Raw genomic sequence first — 16,147 nt, 5'->3', positions numbered from 1 at the left:
CTATGATGCGAACGATTGATCTGCGTGGGCAAGAACTATCCCGGGCCGAACTTCTACGTTTGGTTCCCCGTGCCGCGGTTGATACGACAGCTGCCGTTCATCGCGTGCGGCCCCTGGTCGATGCCGTTCGCGATCGCGGCGAGGAAGCACTGCGCGAGCAGGCGCGTGATTTTGATCGAGTCGAGGGTCACGGGCTCCGGGTGCCCGAGCAACGGGTCGCGAGTTCCCTCGAGACTTGCCCGCCCGAGGTGCGTGCGGCCCTTGAGCTCTTGATCACTCGCCTGCGGCGCGCGTCGGCGGCCCAGGTTCCCCTTGAACAGGTGACCCGGCTTGCCGATGGAGCCACGATTCGGCAGCGCTGGCAACCGGTCACTCGAGTGGGTCTGTATGCGCCAGGAGGGAAGGCCGCGTACCCGTCGTCGGTGCTCATGAACGCCATCGCCGCGCAAGCCGCGGGCGTGGAAAGCCTCGCGCTCGCCTCTCCCGCGCAGCCTAACAATGGGGGAGCGCCGCACGAGGCTGTGCTGTGGGCCGCCGCGCTCGCCGGGGTGAGCGAGGTCTACGCCATCGGCGGGGCCGGAGCAATTGCTGCGTTTGCGCACGGGGTGCCGAGCCTTGGCCTCGACCCGGTCGACGTGGTGACCGGACCCGGCAACGTCTTTGTGGCAGCGGCAAAGCGCGCCGTCGCGGGGCTCGTTGGTATTGATTCCGAGGCCGGCACCACCGAGATCCTCGTGATCGCCGACGACACCGCAAATTCGGCGTTTGTCGCCGCTGACCTCATCAGCCAGGCTGAGCACGACGAGTCCGCAGCCTCCGTTCTGGTGACCGATTCACCAGATCTCGCGGAGCGCGTCCGCGCCGAGATCATCGCCCGCGCGCCTCACACGTGCCATGCCGAACGTGTACGTGAGGCTCTCTCCGGGCCGCAATCGGCCATCATCTTGGTCGACGACCTCACCGTCGCCGCGCGGGTGAGTAACGCCTACGGGCCCGAGCACCTCGAGATTCAGACGCGCGACGACGAGGGCGTGCTCGCCCACATCGACGACGCGGGTGCGGTCTTCATGGGTGGCTTCACCCCGGTGAGCCTCGGTGACTACCTCGCCGGATCTAATCACGTGTTGCCCACGGGGGGCACGGCCCGTTTCGCGGCGGGTCTCGGGGCGCACACCTTTTTGAGGCCCCAGCAGATCATCAGCTACGATCGGTCTGCACTCTCTTCGGTGCACGCGCCGCTGCTGGCGCTTGCACAGACCGAGGGGCTGCCGGCGCACGGCGAAGCCGTCTCCGCACGGTTCGAGAGCGTGGCCGAGAGACAAGTGGGTAGCGAGTAATGCACTGTCCATTCTGCAGGCACCCGGACAGTCGGGTCATCGATTCGCGTACGAGCGACGATGGACTGTCGATCCGCCGTCGTCGGCAATGCCCGGAATGCGGGCGCCGCTTCTCGACCACAGAGACCGCGAGCCTCACGGTGATCAAGCGGTCGGGCGTAGTCGAGCCCTTCAGCCGCGAAAAAGTGGTGAGTGGGGTGCGCAAGGCCTGCCAGGGCAGGCCGGTCACTGAGAGCGATCTGGCCATGCTCGCTCAGCAAGTTGAGGAGTCCCTGCGGCAGACCGGACAGGCGCAGCTCGACGCAAACGACATCGGCCTCGCGGTTCTCCCGCACCTCCGAGTGCTCGACGAGGTCGCGTTTCTCAGATTTGCGAGCGTCTACCAGGCGTTCGAATCGCTTGAGGACTTCGACGCAGCCATCGCAGAGCTGCGAGACCAGTCGCACACGAAGACGGGTGCCGACGAAGCCGCGGCCGACGAGAAGGACTAGCCCAGACATGCGCATGTACCCCACCCTCTTCAATTCCGTGCTGCGTCACCTCGATCCCGAGACTGCGCACAACCTCGCCTTCCGCGCGATTCAGGCGGCACCGTACGCAGGTGCCGTGCTCCGCCGCGCGTGCGCGCCGGAGCCCTCGCTTCGGGTGCGTGCGCTCGGGTTGGAGTTTCCGAGCCCCTTCGGTCTCGCGGCTGGTTTCGATAAGAATGCGACCGCGATCCTGGGCCTCGGCGCGCTCGGATTCGGTCACGTGGAGGTGGGCACGCTCACGCGACACGCGCAACCGGGCAACCCGAAGCCCCGCTCGTTTCGCCTGATTGACGATCGAGCTTTGATCAACCGGATGGGCTTCAATAACGGTGGATCCGCGGCCGCGGTGCCCCGGATAGAACGTGCGCGGCTCAGCTCCCACCGTCCGGTCATCGGGGTGAACATCGGCAAGAGTCGCATCACCGAGGTGGAAGACGCCACCGCCGACTACGTCTGGAGCGCCCAGCGGCTGGCTCCCATTGCCGACTATCTGGCGGTCAATGTCAGCTCACCGAACACCCCGGGGCTGCGTGGTTTGCAGGAGCTTTCGGCTCTCGAGCCGCTTCTCGCTAACGTGAAGCAGGCCGCCGGTGATACGCCGCTCCTGGTGAAGATCGCGCCAGACATGGACGACGAACAACTCGAAGGGATTGCGAGGCTCGCGGTCAAGCTTGATCTTGACGGGATCATTGCGACCAATACGACCGTGTCTCGCTCGGGGCTTCACGCTCCGGCTCACGAGGTCGAGGCGATCGGTGCCGGGGGGCTCTCTGGCCACCCCTTGGCCGCGCGATCGCTGGAGGTACTGACCCGCATTCGCGAGGTGGTACCCCCCGAATTCTGTGTGATTTCAGTCGGGGGAGTGACGACCGCGGGAGACGTATTGGCGCGACTTGACGCTGGAGCAACCCTGGTTCAGGGCTACACGGCGTTCATCTACGAGGGGCCACTCTGGGCCCGAGAGATCAACCATGGCCTTGCGGCCGTCGGCTGGCGACAGGAAGTCTCTCCCTGAATCGCCAGCCGCGGCTGAATGACTCTATTTTGGGTAGTCCCCGCGCTTCACCTGCGGCTTGGGAATGCGCAGTGGGCGGAACTGGAAGGCACGCATCGCCGCGTACCAGCGGAAGCCCTTCTGCACGTTTCCAACACCGAACTTCGCTTCAAGCTTGCGGTTCAGGAGGAGGCCTAAGAAAACTGCATCGAGTACGGCGATCAGCACGTAGCCCCAGATAACCGCCAAGCTGATGACCTGGAAGATCCCCGGCAGAAACGTCATCACGAGCACAACCAGCATCAGTGGGATGAGGAACTCGCCGACGCTGAATCGAGCGTCAACATAGTCACGCACGAATCTGCGCTGCGGGCCCTTGTCGCGAATCGACAGGTATCGTTCATCGCCCTGCATCATGCCTTGCCGCGCTCGTTCGCGGGCCTCCATTTGCTTCTGCTTCTGCGCCTTCATAGCGGTCTTGTCTCGACCCCCCACGAGTGGCTGCGCCCTTGCTGCTTGTGCCTCTTTGCGTGAGGGGGTTGGCCTACCCTTGCCGAGTTGCGCTTCCGCTTGCTCGTCGCTGCTCGCTGCCGAGGTGTCTTCCTTCGCCACGCCATTCCTCTCGTTGCCCTGCGTTGCCTAATGTGCCGGAGGCACCGATCCACACAGGGAATAAGACTACCCGGACACAGCGTTGACGTATGAGAGGGCGCGTAGACTGGGCCCAAGAGCAACCGAGGAGACGTCATGAGCGCAACTGCGACCGACACTGCACCGGCCCACCAGGTGGGTCTCACCGACACAGCAAAAGAGAAGGTCGGCAGCCTGCTTGCCCAGGAAGGTCGTGACGACCTTCGCCTCCGGATCGCCGTGCAACCGGGGGGTTGCTCAGGCCTTATTTACCAGTTGTTTTTTGATGAGCGGGTGCTCGAGAACGACGCTGTCGTCGATTTTGGCGGGGTCTCGGTCGTCGTTGACCAGATGAGCGTGCCCTACTTGAGTGGGGCCACCATCGATTTCGAAGACACCATTCAGAAGCAGGGCTTCACGATCGACAACCCGAACGCTCAGGGCAGTTGTGCGTGCGGAGATAGCTTCAGCTAGATCGACCTAGCGGGGAAAGTGAGCCACCGTGATGCCGCACATCGGCATCACGGTGGCCTTTTTCGTCTAAATCGCGACCAAGCCGCGGCGTGTGTTCAGTAAACCTCAAGGTTCGCGCTAAGCTTGCAAGGAGTCAATAGTTGGGCCCGCCAGGCGGGTCATAACAACAAAGTTTCGAAAGGTATGCGGTGCGTTCCAATCGTCGAATGAAATGGGTAGCGGCCCCGGTCGCAGTGACCGCTGCACTCGCACTGGCCGGATGTACTCCGGCACAGTTGCGCGGGTTCTTGCCTGAGGGGTCCACCGACGCGACCAACCACACGCCCGGCATCACGAGCCTCTGGGTGAACGCGTGGATCGTGCTGCTTGCAGTGGGCGTACTCACGTGGGCGCTGATCATCTGGGCCACTATTGCGTATCGTCGGCGCAAGGGTCAGACCGGTCTGCCAGTACAGCTTCGGTACAACATGCCGATCGAGACGCTGTTCACTGTGGTGCCCGTGATCTTGGTACTCGGATTCTTCGCGTTTACTGCGCAGGAGCAGTCGAAGATCGAGGCACGTGATGAGAACCCCGACAACGTCGTAGAGGTCATTGGCAAGCGCTGGGCGTGGGATTTCAACTACGTCACCGACGACGTGTTCTTCCAGGGTGTTCAGGTGCAGACCGACGACAGCGGCTCCGCGATCCCTGAGACCATGCCGGTGCTCTACTTGCCCGTCAACCAGTCGACCGAGGTTCGTCTCGAGACCCGAGATGTCATCCACTCCTTCTGGATTGTGGAGTTCCTTCAGAAGAAGGACATGATTCCGGGGCAGACAAATTACATCACTTTCACCCCAACTAAGACCGGCACATTCATGGGCAAGTGCGCAGAACTCTGCGGCGAATACCATTCGATGATGTTGTTCGAGGTAAAGGTTGTCGAGCAGGCCGAATACGACGCGTATGTGGCATCGCTGCGGGAGCAGGGTAACGAGGGTCAGGTTGGCACAGAATTCAACCCGAACCAGGAGTTCTTCTTCGGTGATGAAGCCAAGGCCGAGAACGAGTAGCGAGGAATAGGCGAAAATGAAGAAGGGCAACGTTATCGTTTCGTGGATCACCTCCACGGACCACAAAGTTGTCGGGTACATGTACCTGATCAGCTCGTTCGTTTGGTTCCTCGTCGGCGGGTTGATGGCGCTGATCATCCGTGCGCAGTTGTTCGCGCCCGGTCTCGAGGTCGTCGCCACAAAAGAGCAGTACAACCAGCTCTTCACCATGCACGGAACCATCATGCTTCTGATGTTCGCGACGCCGCTCTTTGCCGGCTTTGCGAACGTCTTGATGCCGCTCCAGATTGGCGCTCCAGACGTCGCGTTCCCGCGTCTCAACGCCTTCGCGTTTTGGCTCTACACCTTCGGCTCCCTCATGGCGGTGGGTGGTTTCCTCACCCCGCAGGGTGCGGCATCCTTTGGCTGGTTCGCATACGCTCCGCTCTCTGACGTGACGTTCTCGCCGGGTGTGGGTGGAAACCTGTGGATCCTGGGACTCGGTATCGGTGGTTTCGGCACGATCATGGGTGGCGTGAACTTCATCACCACGATCGTCACCATGCGTGCTCCCGGAATGACCATGTGGCGTATGTCGATCTTTACCTGGAACACCATGATTACCTCGATCTTGGTCATCCTCGTGTTCCCGGTTCTTGCTGCGGCATTCTTCGCACTCGCAGCGGACCGCATATTTGGGGCGCACATCTTCAACGGTGAGGGCGGGGCCATTCTGTGGCAGCACCTGTTCTGGTTCTTCGGTCACCCCGAGGTCTACATCATCGCGCTCCCGTTCTTCGGTATCGTTTCTGAGATTTTCCCGGTGTTTAGCCGGAAACCCATCTTCGGGTACAAGACTCTCGTCTATGCCACGATTGCAATTGCCGCTCTGTCCATGACCGTTTGGGCGCACCACATGTACGTCACCGGCTCTGTCCTGCTGCCGTTCTTCGCACTCATGACCATGTTGATTGCGGTTCCAACGGGTGTGAAGATTTTCAACTGGCTCGGCACCATGTGGCGAGGCTCGATCACTTTTGAAACCCCCATGCTGTGGTCGCTGGGATTCCTCGTGTCGTTCGTTTTCGGCGGCCTGACCGGTGTGATCCTGGCATCCCCGGCTCTCGACTTCCATATTTCCGACACCTATTTCGTGGTGGCGCACTTCCACTACGTGATTTTCGGTACCGTCGTCTTCGCGATGTTCGCTGGCTTCTACTTCTGGTGGCCCAAGTGGACCGGCAAGATGCTCGACGAGCGACTGGGCAAGATCCATTTCTGGATTCTCTTCATCGGCTTCCACATGACCTTCCTGGTGCAGCACTGGCTGGGTGTCATGGCCATGCCTCGGCGGTACTACACCTACCTTCCAGAAGATGGCGTGACTTGGATGAACCAGCTCTCCACCGTGGGAGCGATGATTCTGGGTGTATCGATGATCCCGTTCCTGCTCAATGTGTACCTGACCGCGCGTCGAGCGCCGAAGGTCACCGTCAACGATCCGTGGGGCTTCGGCCGCTCGCTCGAGTGGGCCACGTCCTGCCCGCCTCCGCGTCACAACTTCACCTCGATCCCTCGGATTCGCTCGGAGTCGCCCGCGTTCGACCTCAACCACCCCGAGGTCACCGGTGTCACTCAGCCAGGCCAGGAGAGCGAGCAGCACAAGCTCGCCCCGCAGAAGTAACGCTGAAAGGTATTTGAAACCATGAAGTCAAATGTCGTAGTATTCAGCATCCTGACGGCGTACTTCGTCATCGTTGCATCCGTGTACACGGTATGGAACCTGATTGAGCACGGTCGTCTGGAGTGGGCGGGTTCTCTCGCGATTCTGCTTTCGGGTGCTCTCACCGGCTTCATCGCCGCATATCTAGCCCTCGTTCAGAAGAAGCAGGGAGGCGTGCTCGTCGAGGATCAGCTAGACAGCGACATCGATGACGGCGACCCTGAGATGGGCGAATTCAGCCCCTGGAGCTGGTGGCCGATGTTCCTCGCATTCGCTATCGCCGTGGTTGTTCTCGGTTTGTGCATTGGGTTCAACTTCTGGTTGACGTTCTTGGGCTTGCCGCTCGTGCTTGTGGGCGTGGTCGGGTGGGTCTACGAGTACTACCGCGGATACTTCGCTCGGTAGAGGTTAGTCAGCTCCACACCCGGTAGGCTGGGGTGGTGAGCATTTCAATTCGACGGGGCAAGGCCGAAGACGCATCAGCGCTCTTCGGCCTTGCGCGTCAGTACCAGACAGGTCGCGAGGCTATTGGCCGCGACGAGTTCAGCGTAGCCCTTGATAATGTGCTGCGGCAGCGCGATCAGGAGACCAACGTACTGTTTGTCGCAGAGGAGGACGAACGGGTTGTTGGCTACTCCTTGATGACCGTCTCTCGCCTTCTGCACGCACCCGGCCTGACCGCCCACCTGCAGGAGATCGTGGTGGATGAGTCTGCCCGAGGTCACGGCACGGGAGACCGGCTCATGGAGGCGAACGAGCACTACTGCATGGGGAGAGGGGTCCGTCAACTCTCGGCCTCGACGGCGCGAATCGGCTCGTTCTACAACCACCGCGGGTTCGAAGCGATGGGCCAGCACTATCGCAAGCTTCTCGATCTCGGCTAACCAGGCCGCCATTGGATTCACACCCCGCAGCCCCAGCGCCGGAGGAATTCCCGATGCCCGCTGTACGACGCACGAGGCGTCGCCCGGGGGAGAACCGTGAACGGCTTATTGCCGCGGCGACGATTGACTTTGCGATTCACGGCTACCGGGGTAGTTCAACCGCCACGATTGGTACACGTGCCGGCGTGCCGCAGCCGCATGTGTACGCGAGCTTCCAGAGCAAGCGTGAGCTCTATGTCGCCGCCGCTGAGCGCGTCCGAGAATCCGTACAGTTCATGAGTGCAGAGGGCTCGGACTTGTGCCCTGCGTCAGGTGTTCGGGTGCAGTCAACTGTGACTGCTTTGCACAGCAAATCCGTTTCTCACAGAGCAGATCTCCCTGGTGCCGAGATCTGCGGAAGCTTTCTCCTGCAGGCTCTCGCCTCCATGTCCGATCCTGAAATCGGTCACGCATCGCGTTCTTTGGTTACCCTCACACAACAGCTCCTGGGCCCGGACCAGTTCGCAGAGTCGCTCCTCGGTGGAGCTCACTACCTGATGGAAGTGGCAGAGCAGTCTTTCGGATAAATCGCACTGCAAGGATGCAGAGAACCCCGGCGAGATTGATACTCGCCGGGGTTCTCTATTGCTCGGGCCTAGTGGCCTTCGTGGTGGCCCTGATCTAGTTCCTTCTGCGTGGGAGGCACGATGCGGTTCTCGAAGAACCAGCGGCTCATGCCGGCACGCAGACGCTTGCCAAACGGGATGCGTCCGTCGTCGTTTGGACGCAACATCATCGGCTCGTAATCGTGGTAGCTCACAAGCTCCCAGCGTTCGTAGTCGGTGACCGGCTTGTGAACCTCAATGAACTCGCCGCCAGGCATCCGCACGATCCGGCCAGACTCGTAGCCGTGCAGAGCGATCGAGCGATCCTTCTTCTGCAGCGCCAGACAGGTCCGCTTGGCGATCTGGTAGGCAATGATCGGTGCCAGGAAGAGGAGTGCCTGCAGTGTGTGGATCACGCCTTCCATCGCCAACTGGAAGTGGGTCGCCATGATGTCCGAGCTCGCGCCCGCCCACATGACGGCGTAGAAGGTCACTCCGGCCGCGCCGATCGCGGTACGGGTGGGAGCGTTACGTGGGCGATCGAGAATGTGGTGTTCGCGCTTGTCGCCCGTGACCCAAGCTTCAATGAAGGGATAGATTGCAACCACGATCAGGAAGCCGACCATCACAATGATGGGAACTAGCATGTTCCAGGACCAGGTGTACCCGAACCATTCGGTCTCCCAGCCCGGCGGGATCAGTCGCAGCATGCCGTCGGCGAAACCGATGTACCAGTCAGGCTGAGTTCCCGCGGAGACGGGGGAGGGGTCGTATGGACCGTAGTTCCAGATCGGGTTGATCCCAACGAAGGAGGCGATCAACATGATGACACCGAAGACGATGAAGAAGAATCCGCCAGCCTTTGCGGCGTAGACGGGCAACACGGGGAAGCCGACTACGTTCTGCTGCGTCTTGCCGGGGCCGGGGTACTGCGTGTGCTTGTGAATCACGACGAACGCGAGGTGAAGTGCGACGAAGAGAATCACCATTGCGGGCAACAGCATGATGTGAAGCATGTACAGTCTGCCAACGATGTCGGTTCCGGGGAACTCGCCACCGAAGAAGAGGAACGACATCCAGGTGCCCACTACGGGAACGGCCTTGATGATTCCGTCGATAATCCGCAGACCGTTGCCCGAAAGCACATCATCGGGAAGCGAGTAGCCGGTGAAGCCCTCGGCCATTGCGAGAACGAACAGTACGAAACCGATGACCCAGTTGAGCTCGCGCGGCTTGCGGAACGCACCAGTGAAGAAGATACGCAGCATATGCAGACCGATGGACGCGACAAACAGCAGAGCCGCCCAGTGATGCACATGACGCATCAGGAGACCACCGCGAACAGAGAAGGAGATATCAAGTGTCGAGGCCATAGCGACCGACATCTCGACGCCCTTCATGGGCACGTAAGGTCCTGTGTAGAAGACCTCAGCCATTGACGCCTGGAAGAACAGCGTCAGGAATGTGCCCGAGAGCAGGATGACGACGAAGCTGTAGAGTGCGACCTCACCGAGCAGAAACGACCAGTGGTCCGGGAAGACCTTGCGTCCGAACTCCTTGACTGCAACACCGATCTTGGTGCGCTCGTCAATGTAGTTCGCCGCGGCAGAGGTGAAGCGGCTGGATCCACTCTGATTCTGGGTCGGTGGTGGGGTGACTGTGGTGCTCACTTGAGACGCTCCCAGAAGCTCGGGCCGACAGGTTCTTGGAAGTCGCTCTGCGCGACCAGGTATCCCTCGTCATCCACCGTGATGGGCAGCTGCGGCAGGGGACGCTTTGCCGGGCCAAAAATGACCTTCGCCTCGTCAGTCACGTCGAACTGTGACTGGTGGCAGGGGCAAAGCAGATGGTGTGTGTGCTGCTCATAGAGCGCCACCGGGCAGCCCACGTGGGTGCACACCTTTGAGTACGCAACAATGCCGTCATAGGACCAGCCCTTGCGCTCGTCGCGCTCCTTGAGCTTTTCGGGCTCAAGACGCATCAGCAACACCACAGCCTTTGCTTTCTCATCAAGGAGGTTCGTCGCTTGACTCAGGTTCTCAGGCACAACGTGAAATACGGAACCAATGGTGACATCGGCTGCGCGAATCGCGCCACCGACTCCGTGGCCTCCTGTGTCACGGGCGAGGCGAATGCCCTCTTCCCACATTGTGTGCTTCAGGAGCGTGACCGGATCCTGGTCCTGCGGCGCAAGTCCGCGCAACAAAGTAATACCCGGAAGCGGGAACGCGATCAGTGCGCCGATGAGGCTGTTGCGCACCAGTGATCGACGAGAGAATCCCGACTCCTCATTGGCGAGTGTGAAGACCTCCACTGCCTCCGCACGAGTAGCCGAGTCGCTCGGTACCGGGTGGCGCTCATCAATGGACTCGTGATCCGCCATGATTGCTTTGCCCCAGTGAACCGCGCCGATGCCGACGGCAAGCAGCGACAACGTCATGCCAACGCCCACGAACATCGTGTGCAGGCGAATGTCCCACAAATCTCCCGACTCGATCGGGAAGAACATGTACGCGAGAACCGCGCCCAAGCTTCCGGCGATCGAGACGTAGAAAAGGGTGTAGACCGTGCGCTCCGCACGCTTCTCAACCTTTGGATCTAGGTCGGTGACGCGCTTCCGGTGCGGGGGAAGGCCCGGGTTTTGGACGGCGTCGGTCGCGATGACTGCTGTTCCTGCAGCTGGTGCGACCGCACCGTGGCCCTCGGCGGGGACAACGGCGCCTTCGCTACCGTTGTACTTCGCTGCCTCTGCCATGTTGCTCCTTGGTTCCTGACTATTCACGAGGGTTTTGATTGTGCTGGATCGAACGTTCTAGTTCGACTTCGCAGTGACCCACACGGTGAACGCGACGATAATTCCGAGTCCGATGATCCAGATGAAGAGGCCCTCTGCGACCGGCCCGATAGATCCGAGGGTGAGGCCGCCGACAGCGGGCTTTTCCTCGATGTACTTCAGGTAGCTGATGATGTCAGCCTTTTCCTGCGGTGTGATGTTGGCATCGCTGAAGACCGGCATGTTCTGCGGGCCGGTCACCATTGCCTCGTACACGTGATCTGCGCCCACACCGATCAGGCTGGGTGCGAACTTGCCCTCCGTGAGCGCACCACCGGCGGCAGCCACGTTGTGGCACATTGCGCAGTTAATACGGAACAGAGTTGCACCGTTTGCCACATCGCCATCGCCCTGCAGGTACTGGGAATCGGGAAGGCCGGGGCCTGGGGCCAAGGACGCGACGAACGCTGCCATCTGCAAAGTCTGCTCGTCAGTGAACTGAACGGGCTTAACCATGCCCTGAGGGCCCTGGAAGGCAAGAGGCATACGACCGGTGCCGACCTGGAAATGCACGGAAGCGGCACCAGATCCGATGAGCGACGGGCCGTCGACGGTGCCTTCTGCTTCCATGCCGTGGCATGTTGCGCAGTTGGCAGCGAACAACTTCTCGCCAGCTTCAATAGTTGCGGGTGAGGAGAGATCCACTTCTGCGGTTGCTGTGGTCTGGCTAAACCCGGTGTAGGCAACCCCTGTCACGAGGAGCCCGACTGCCACCAATGCGACGGTGGCGAGAGGGTGCCGACGACCTGACTTGCTGACGTTCTTCTTGGCGCGAGCCATGATGTCGTTTCTCCTGACCTATTTGACCATGTAGATGACGATGAAGAGCCCAATCCACACGATGTCGACGAAGTGCCAGTAGTACGACACGACGACAGCGGTGGTCTCTTCCTTGTGGGTGAAGTTCTTCACCGCGTAAATGCGGCCAATGACCAACAAGAAGGCGATAAGACCCAAAGACACGTGAATACCGTGGAAACCGGTAGTGAGGTAGAAAGCAGAGCCGTAGGGATCTGATCCCAACGTAATGCCCTCAGAGATAAAGGTCGCGTACTCCCACGCCTGCCCCGCGACGAAGATGGCGCCCAGGAAGAAGGTGAGGTAGAACCACTCCACGGCACCCCACTTTGAGGGGCTCGATCCGGTGGCGCGAGGCTGCATGCGCTCGGCTGCAAACACACCTGCCTGGCAGGTGAAGGATGATGCCACCAGGATCAACGTGTTGATCAGGGCGAAGGTGAAGTTGTGCTTTGCCGTCTGCTCTGCCCACAATTCAGGGTTCATGGCCCGAAGAGTGAAGTAGATTGCGAACAGACCCGCGAAGAACATAACCTCGCTGCCCAGCCACACGATGGTGCCGACGGCGACAGTGTTGGGGCGTTGCACCGTTGGCACGGATAACTTCGTATTCATAGTGGTTGTCGTCACCCCTCCATTATGGCTGAAAGTTTGGTGTGCATATTTCACATTCACACGGCGTGCCGAACTTTCCGCGACTTCTCGTCTCAGCCTACCGTGTCCCCGCTCCCGGTGTGACCGTCGATTGACCACGCCACAGGTGATTCGGTGCGGAAGGAAGGGCCCGCTGCGTGTTACTGAGCCTCGATAGACTCCTTGTCATGATGGATGAACGTACCTGGCCCTCGATCCTCACCAGCATGCTCGAGGAGCGCGACCTCAGCGTGTCTCAAGCGGACTGGGCAATGGCCGAAATTATGACCGGGCGCGCAACCGCAGCCCAAATGGGCGGTTTTCTCGTTGCACTGCAGAAAAAAGGTGTTACGGTCGATGAAATCGTCGGCTTCCGAGACGCTATTCTCGCTGAGGCTCGTGAGGTTCCCCTGCCCAGTATGTCTCTCGACATCGTCGGCACCGGGGGTGACCGGTTCGGAACCGTCAACATTTCTACGATGGCTTCGATCGTCTGCGCGGCGAGTGGGGTGCCCGTGGTCAAGCATGGGAACAAGGCCGCAAGTAGCCTGTCCGGGTCCTCCGACGTGCTCACGGCTCTCGGCATCGATTTCTCACTCGAACCCGACCAGCTGGCTGAAGCGTTTGATCGTGTGGGCATCGCATTCGTGCACGCGGCCAAGTTCCTTCCGGGGTTTCGGCACGTGGCACCTGTCCGAGCAGAGCTTGGGATCCAGACCGTGTTCAATTACCTCGGCCCCCTGTGCAATCCGGTGCGCCCAGAAGCGACCGCTGCGGGCGTCGCTGATCATGCGCGTGCGCCCCTATTCGCTGACCTCTTCCGCTTCCGTGGTGCCTCTGCACTCGTGTTTCGCGGCGACGACGGTCTCGACGAACTCACGACGACCGGACACTCTCACGTGTGGGAGGTGAGTCGCGGAGCGCTCACCGAGCACGATCTCGATCCCCGTGATCTCGGAATCGCTCGCTCGCAAATGAGCGACCTGGTCGGCGGGACGCCCCAGCACAACGCTGCCGTGGTGCGTCGTGTTTTCGAGGGGGAGTCAGGGCCGGTTCGCGATATCGTCTTACTCAATGCCGCCGCTGGACTCGTGGCATTTGATTTGGCGCACAAGCCTGCCAGCGCAGACCTGCCGTTCCTTGAGAGGCTCAGCCTTGGCCTGGAAAAAGCAGGTGCAGCGCTTGATAGCGGTGCGGCACTCTCCAAGCTTGATCAGTGGGCTGCGGTCACCAGCGAGCTGGGATCCGCTAGCTGAAGCCAGAAACCGTCACATCTTCTCTGATGTCTCACGCGTGAGTCGGTTGTATTTCAGCAGAAATGGCATGGGATCGATCGCCTCTTTGTTGACCGTCAGCGCGAAGTGTAGGTGGGAGCCAAACGACAACCCGGTATTACCGACCCGTCCGACGGGATCTCCGACTCGCACCGTGTCGCCAATCTGATGGTCGTGTGAGCCCGCCTGCATGTGGCAATACCGGGCTGTGACGTAGAGGCCTTCGATCTCATGCTCGACTTTGAGTCCGAACCCGCAGCCATCGTTCGCGTAGCCTGCCTCGACTACCACCCCGTCGGCGATCGACTGAATGGTGGTGCCGTCAGGAGCCGCGAAATCTTGAGCGTCGTGGAAGCCGGCGACGGGCCATTGTCGTTCACCAAACGGATCGGTCAGGGGAACGGACTGGGCAAAGGGGAACTGAACCCTTGCATCGACGTAGTTTTCGAAGGAGCCGCTACTGTCGCCTGCCCCGACACTGACTGAGTTCAGGGCATCGAATGACGCCGATGAGTTCCCGGTACCTCCGGTGTTGAGTAGCTGGGCCTGTAATGCTGCCGCAGCCTGCTCGGATTCACCGAAACGGATTCCGGGGAGCGACACAGTGAGCAGCAGCGAAACAACCGCAGCGCCGGCGGCGGAGGCTGCGAATACGCGTTTCTTGGGTCGGTGCGGCTGGATCGCTGGCTTTTCCGGCACCGCACCCGAGGGGGGTGGATCATCGGGATCAGCTTGGGGGAGAAGCGGTGGCAATAACACTGCACCCTGAGTGGGGTGTGTGGAGACTGCCGAAGTTTGGAGTGCTGCGCGAAGCTCACGTCGACTCGGGAATGCTGGTTCCGCAGGAGCCGCATGTCTCGGCATGCGTCTCCCTTCTACTCAGCGACCACGGGGGCGCACAGCGCGAGCGCGAGTCCCGAGCTGTGGCTCCGGGCCTTTCCCCAGCATTGTGAGGGCCGGACAAGACGGCCCTCACAATGTAACGATCAGATTACAACGGATCTACTGCATCCGCCAGTTGACGACGTGCCTCACCTAATATGCCCGCGAAACACTTCCGGTGCATCACGTAAAAATGCCCGCGAAACGGAATCATCAGTTTCATGGGAAGTGGGCTATCAATGCGTGCCAGACACGAGATCACACGAAAGTTCGCGAAGCAGTATGCCGCAGCGGCCAAGAAGGAGAAGAGCCGTCTCCTTGACGAGGTATGCGCGATCACGGGCTGGTCCAGAGACAACGCGCGCAGACAGTTACAAGCTGCGCTGAAACCGCGTCGGGTAGGGGCCCGGCAACGTAAGCCGCGCCCGCTGAAGTACTCACATGACGCGTTGAAAGTGCTGCAGAAAGTGTGGGCGTTCGCGGGCGGGATCAGCGGGAAATACTTGGCCGCGTCAATGGAACTCCAACTCATGCTGCTGGAAGCGCACGGCGAACTGGTCCCAGGCCGGGGCAGGTACAGTCACCACGTCGCGGACGAGTTGCTGGCAATGTCACCGGCCACGATCGACCGCTACCTCGCCCCAGCCCGCGCGAGGGACCCACTCCGCGGGATCGCCACCACCACGCCAGGCCCGCTGCTGCGGAACTCGATCACGATCAGGAAAGCCGGTGACGAGATCGAGGCCGTACCCGGGTTCTTCGAGGGCGACACCGTCGCACACTGCGGGCCCGTCTTGAAGGGTGAGTTCTGTCGCAGTGTTGATCTCACCGACATGCACACCGGTTGGACGTACACGCGCTCGATCCGGAACAACGCACACCTGCACATTCGTGACGCCCTCGACCGATTCATCAGCGAAGTGCCGTTCGAGGTGACCGGGGTGGATTTTGATAACGGGTCCGAGTTCATCAACTACGACGTCATCGGTTGGGCTGCAGAACTTGACATCTACTTCACGAGGTCCCGGCCGTACAAGAAGAATGATCAGGCCACGATCGAGTCGAAAAACAATCAGATCGTGCGCCGGTACGCGTTCTACTGGAGGTACGACACCGCGCCTCTGCTGAAGCTATTGAACGAGTTATGGCCGCTGGTGAACGATCGCCATAATTTCCTCACCCCCACGAAGAAACCCATCGGTTGGGCGACCGATCAAAGGGGGCGCCGTAAACGTGTCTACGATGAGCTCGCGACACCATTCGACCGGCTCCAGCGTTCCGGTGTGCTCAGCGCCGAGAAGACCGCCGAGTTGACCGGGTACCGTGACAGCTTGAACCCGGCCCACATCGCTCGCGAGATCGACCGAATCCAGCAGCGCCTCACCTACCTCGCGGCCGAGAAGACTCGCACGCTCGAAGCGATCGAACTCGCGAAAGCACCAAACGCGGCAGCCGGGGTCAAGCCGGCCCGCGCGAGCAGGAAACAGGCAAGCTAAGCTCGAGAATTACGCGGGCATTCTTATGTGAGTCACCGGTG

17 protein-coding genes are annotated in these 16,147 nt (G+C 60.7%); 11 read left to right on the top strand and 6 right to left on the bottom strand.

Going from position 1 to position 16,147, the window contains the following annotated elements:
* The first annotated feature begins 5 nt into the window (after nucleotides 1-5).
* Genes hisD through ACR0R4_RS10905 form a run of 3 tightly spaced genes read left to right on the top strand, consistent with a single transcriptional unit; the run spans nucleotide 6 to nucleotide 2,882 of the window.
* Nucleotides 6-1,337, top strand: a complete 1,332-nt coding sequence (hisD, locus tag ACR0R4_RS10915) for a histidinol dehydrogenase (protein ID WP_433647546.1) — start codon at nucleotides 6-8, stop codon at nucleotides 1,335-1,337.
* A complete protein-coding gene (gene nrdR / locus ACR0R4_RS10910) occupies nucleotides 1,337-1,828 on the top strand; it encodes a transcriptional regulator NrdR (protein WP_433647451.1) in 492 nt (163 codons plus the stop codon). Before hisD ends, nrdR begins: the two co-directional genes overlap by 1 nt.
* Before the next feature lie 13 nt (nucleotides 1,829-1,841).
* Nucleotides 1,842-2,882, top strand: coding sequence for a quinone-dependent dihydroorotate dehydrogenase (locus tag ACR0R4_RS10905; protein ID WP_433647545.1), 1,041 nt, complete (start codon nucleotides 1,842-1,844; stop codon nucleotides 2,880-2,882).
* Between the two features lie 24 nt (nucleotides 2,883-2,906).
* On the opposite strand, the gene ACR0R4_RS10900 is transcribed toward ACR0R4_RS10905, so the two are convergent.
* Nucleotides 2,907-3,473 (bottom strand): DUF3043 domain-containing protein, encoded by a 567-nt coding sequence (locus ACR0R4_RS10900; RefSeq protein WP_433647449.1) that lies wholly within the window; start codon nucleotides 3,471-3,473, stop codon nucleotides 2,907-2,909.
* A 135-nt stretch (nucleotides 3,474-3,608) separates the two neighbouring features.
* Here ACR0R4_RS10900 and erpA point away from each other — a divergent pair, with 135 nt between their 5' ends.
* The 6 genes from erpA (at nucleotide 3,609) to ACR0R4_RS10870 (ending at nucleotide 8,172) form a co-directional block, all read left to right on the top strand.
* Entirely contained in the window at nucleotides 3,609-3,965 is a 357-nt protein-coding gene (erpA, locus tag ACR0R4_RS10895; protein ID WP_433647448.1) for an iron-sulfur cluster insertion protein ErpA, read from the top strand.
* Between the two features lie 206 nt (nucleotides 3,966-4,171).
* On the top strand, nucleotides 4,172-5,020 hold the full coding sequence (gene ctaC, locus ACR0R4_RS10890; RefSeq protein WP_433647447.1) for an aa3-type cytochrome oxidase subunit II: 849 nt from the start codon (nucleotides 4,172-4,174) through the stop codon (nucleotides 5,018-5,020).
* A 16-nt stretch (nucleotides 5,021-5,036) separates the two neighbouring features.
* Complete coding sequence (gene ctaD, locus ACR0R4_RS10885) at nucleotides 5,037-6,683, top strand: aa3-type cytochrome oxidase subunit I (protein ID WP_433647445.1); 1,647 nt, start codon at nucleotides 5,037-5,039, stop codon at nucleotides 6,681-6,683.
* A 21-nt stretch (nucleotides 6,684-6,704) separates the two neighbouring features.
* The gene (gene ctaF, locus ACR0R4_RS10880; RefSeq protein ID WP_433647443.1) at nucleotides 6,705-7,127 is read left to right on the top strand and encodes an aa3-type cytochrome oxidase subunit IV; all 423 of its coding nucleotides are present in this window, start codon (nucleotides 6,705-6,707) and stop codon (nucleotides 7,125-7,127) included.
* Nucleotides 7,128-7,162: 35 nt separating this feature from the next.
* The gene (locus ACR0R4_RS10875; RefSeq protein WP_433647441.1) at nucleotides 7,163-7,606 is read left to right on the top strand and encodes a GNAT family N-acetyltransferase; all 444 of its coding nucleotides are present in this window, start codon (nucleotides 7,163-7,165) and stop codon (nucleotides 7,604-7,606) included.
* A gap of 53 nt (nucleotides 7,607-7,659) precedes the next feature.
* Nucleotides 7,660-8,172, top strand: a complete 513-nt coding sequence (locus ACR0R4_RS10870) for a TetR/AcrR family transcriptional regulator (protein WP_433647439.1) — start codon at nucleotides 7,660-7,662, stop codon at nucleotides 8,170-8,172.
* Nucleotides 8,173-8,240: 68 nt separating this feature from the next.
* On the opposite strand, the gene qcrB is transcribed toward ACR0R4_RS10870, so the two are convergent.
* From qcrB to ctaE, 4 genes are read right to left on the bottom strand one after another with little or no spacing between them, the layout of a single operon-like run.
* Nucleotides 8,241-9,860 (bottom strand): cytochrome bc1 complex cytochrome b subunit, encoded by a 1,620-nt coding sequence (gene qcrB, locus ACR0R4_RS10865; protein ID WP_433647438.1) that lies wholly within the window; start codon nucleotides 9,858-9,860, stop codon nucleotides 8,241-8,243.
* The gene (gene qcrA, locus ACR0R4_RS10860; RefSeq protein ID WP_433647436.1) at nucleotides 9,857-10,945 is read right to left on the bottom strand and encodes a cytochrome bc1 complex Rieske iron-sulfur subunit; all 1,089 of its coding nucleotides are present in this window, start codon (nucleotides 10,943-10,945) and stop codon (nucleotides 9,857-9,859) included. Before qcrA ends, qcrB begins: the two co-directional genes overlap by 4 nt.
* 57 nt (nucleotides 10,946-11,002) lie before the next feature.
* Complete coding sequence (gene qcrC, locus ACR0R4_RS10855) at nucleotides 11,003-11,803, bottom strand: cytochrome bc1 complex diheme cytochrome c subunit (RefSeq protein WP_433647435.1); 801 nt, start codon at nucleotides 11,801-11,803, stop codon at nucleotides 11,003-11,005.
* Between the two features lie 18 nt (nucleotides 11,804-11,821).
* The gene (ctaE, locus tag ACR0R4_RS10850) at nucleotides 11,822-12,436 is read right to left on the bottom strand and encodes an aa3-type cytochrome oxidase subunit III (protein ID WP_433647433.1); all 615 of its coding nucleotides are present in this window, start codon (nucleotides 12,434-12,436) and stop codon (nucleotides 11,822-11,824) included.
* 206 nt (nucleotides 12,437-12,642) lie between these two features.
* Between ctaE and trpD the strand changes: the two genes are divergently transcribed.
* The gene (trpD, locus tag ACR0R4_RS10845) at nucleotides 12,643-13,710 is read left to right on the top strand and encodes an anthranilate phosphoribosyltransferase (RefSeq protein WP_433647432.1); all 1,068 of its coding nucleotides are present in this window, start codon (nucleotides 12,643-12,645) and stop codon (nucleotides 13,708-13,710) included.
* A gap of 12 nt (nucleotides 13,711-13,722) precedes the next feature.
* On the opposite strand, the gene ACR0R4_RS10840 is transcribed toward trpD, so the two are convergent.
* The gene (locus ACR0R4_RS10840) at nucleotides 13,723-14,481 is read right to left on the bottom strand and encodes a M23 family metallopeptidase (RefSeq protein WP_433647431.1); all 759 of its coding nucleotides are present in this window, start codon (nucleotides 14,479-14,481) and stop codon (nucleotides 13,723-13,725) included.
* A gap of 368 nt (nucleotides 14,482-14,849) precedes the next feature.
* Between ACR0R4_RS10840 and ACR0R4_RS10835 the strand changes: the two genes are divergently transcribed.
* Nucleotides 14,850-16,106 (top strand): integrase catalytic domain-containing protein, encoded by a 1,257-nt coding sequence (locus ACR0R4_RS10835; RefSeq protein ID WP_433645266.1) that lies wholly within the window; start codon nucleotides 14,850-14,852, stop codon nucleotides 16,104-16,106.
* Nucleotides 16,107-16,147: the final 41 nt, after the last annotated feature.

Source organism: Leucobacter fengyongliangi (assembly GCF_050971685.1).
Lineage (GTDB): Bacteria > Actinomycetota > Actinomycetes > Actinomycetales > Microbacteriaceae > Leucobacter.
This window is presented reverse-complemented; position numbering and strand designations above follow the sequence as displayed.

Coding starts and splice junctions, on each gene's coding strand:
- ctaC (WP_433647447.1), top strand. CDS start 4,172: ATGAAATGGGTAGCGGCCCCGGTCGCAGTGACCGCTGCACTCGCACTG.
- ctaE (WP_433647433.1), bottom strand. CDS start 12,436: ATGAATACGAAGTTATCCGTGCCAACGGTGCAACGCCCCAACACTGTC.
- qcrC (WP_433647435.1), bottom strand. CDS start 11,803: ATGGCTCGCGCCAAGAAGAACGTCAGCAAGTCAGGTCGTCGGCACCCT.
- ctaD (WP_433647445.1), top strand. CDS start 5,037: ATGAAGAAGGGCAACGTTATCGTTTCGTGGATCACCTCCACGGACCAC.
- qcrA (WP_433647436.1), bottom strand. CDS start 10,945: ATGGCAGAGGCAGCGAAGTACAACGGTAGCGAAGGCGCCGTTGTCCCC.
- erpA (WP_433647448.1), top strand. CDS start 3,609: ATGAGCGCAACTGCGACCGACACTGCACCGGCCCACCAGGTGGGTCTC.
- trpD (WP_433647432.1), top strand. CDS start 12,643: ATGATGGATGAACGTACCTGGCCCTCGATCCTCACCAGCATGCTCGAG.
- ACR0R4_RS10905 (WP_433647545.1), top strand. CDS start 1,842: ATGTACCCCACCCTCTTCAATTCCGTGCTGCGTCACCTCGATCCCGAG.
- nrdR (WP_433647451.1), top strand. CDS start 1,337: ATGCACTGTCCATTCTGCAGGCACCCGGACAGTCGGGTCATCGATTCG.
- ctaF (WP_433647443.1), top strand. CDS start 6,705: ATGAAGTCAAATGTCGTAGTATTCAGCATCCTGACGGCGTACTTCGTC.
- ACR0R4_RS10870 (WP_433647439.1), top strand. CDS start 7,660: ATGCCCGCTGTACGACGCACGAGGCGTCGCCCGGGGGAGAACCGTGAA.
- hisD (WP_433647546.1), top strand. CDS start 6: ATGCGAACGATTGATCTGCGTGGGCAAGAACTATCCCGGGCCGAACTT.
- ACR0R4_RS10835 (WP_433645266.1), top strand. CDS start 14,850: ATGCGTGCCAGACACGAGATCACACGAAAGTTCGCGAAGCAGTATGCC.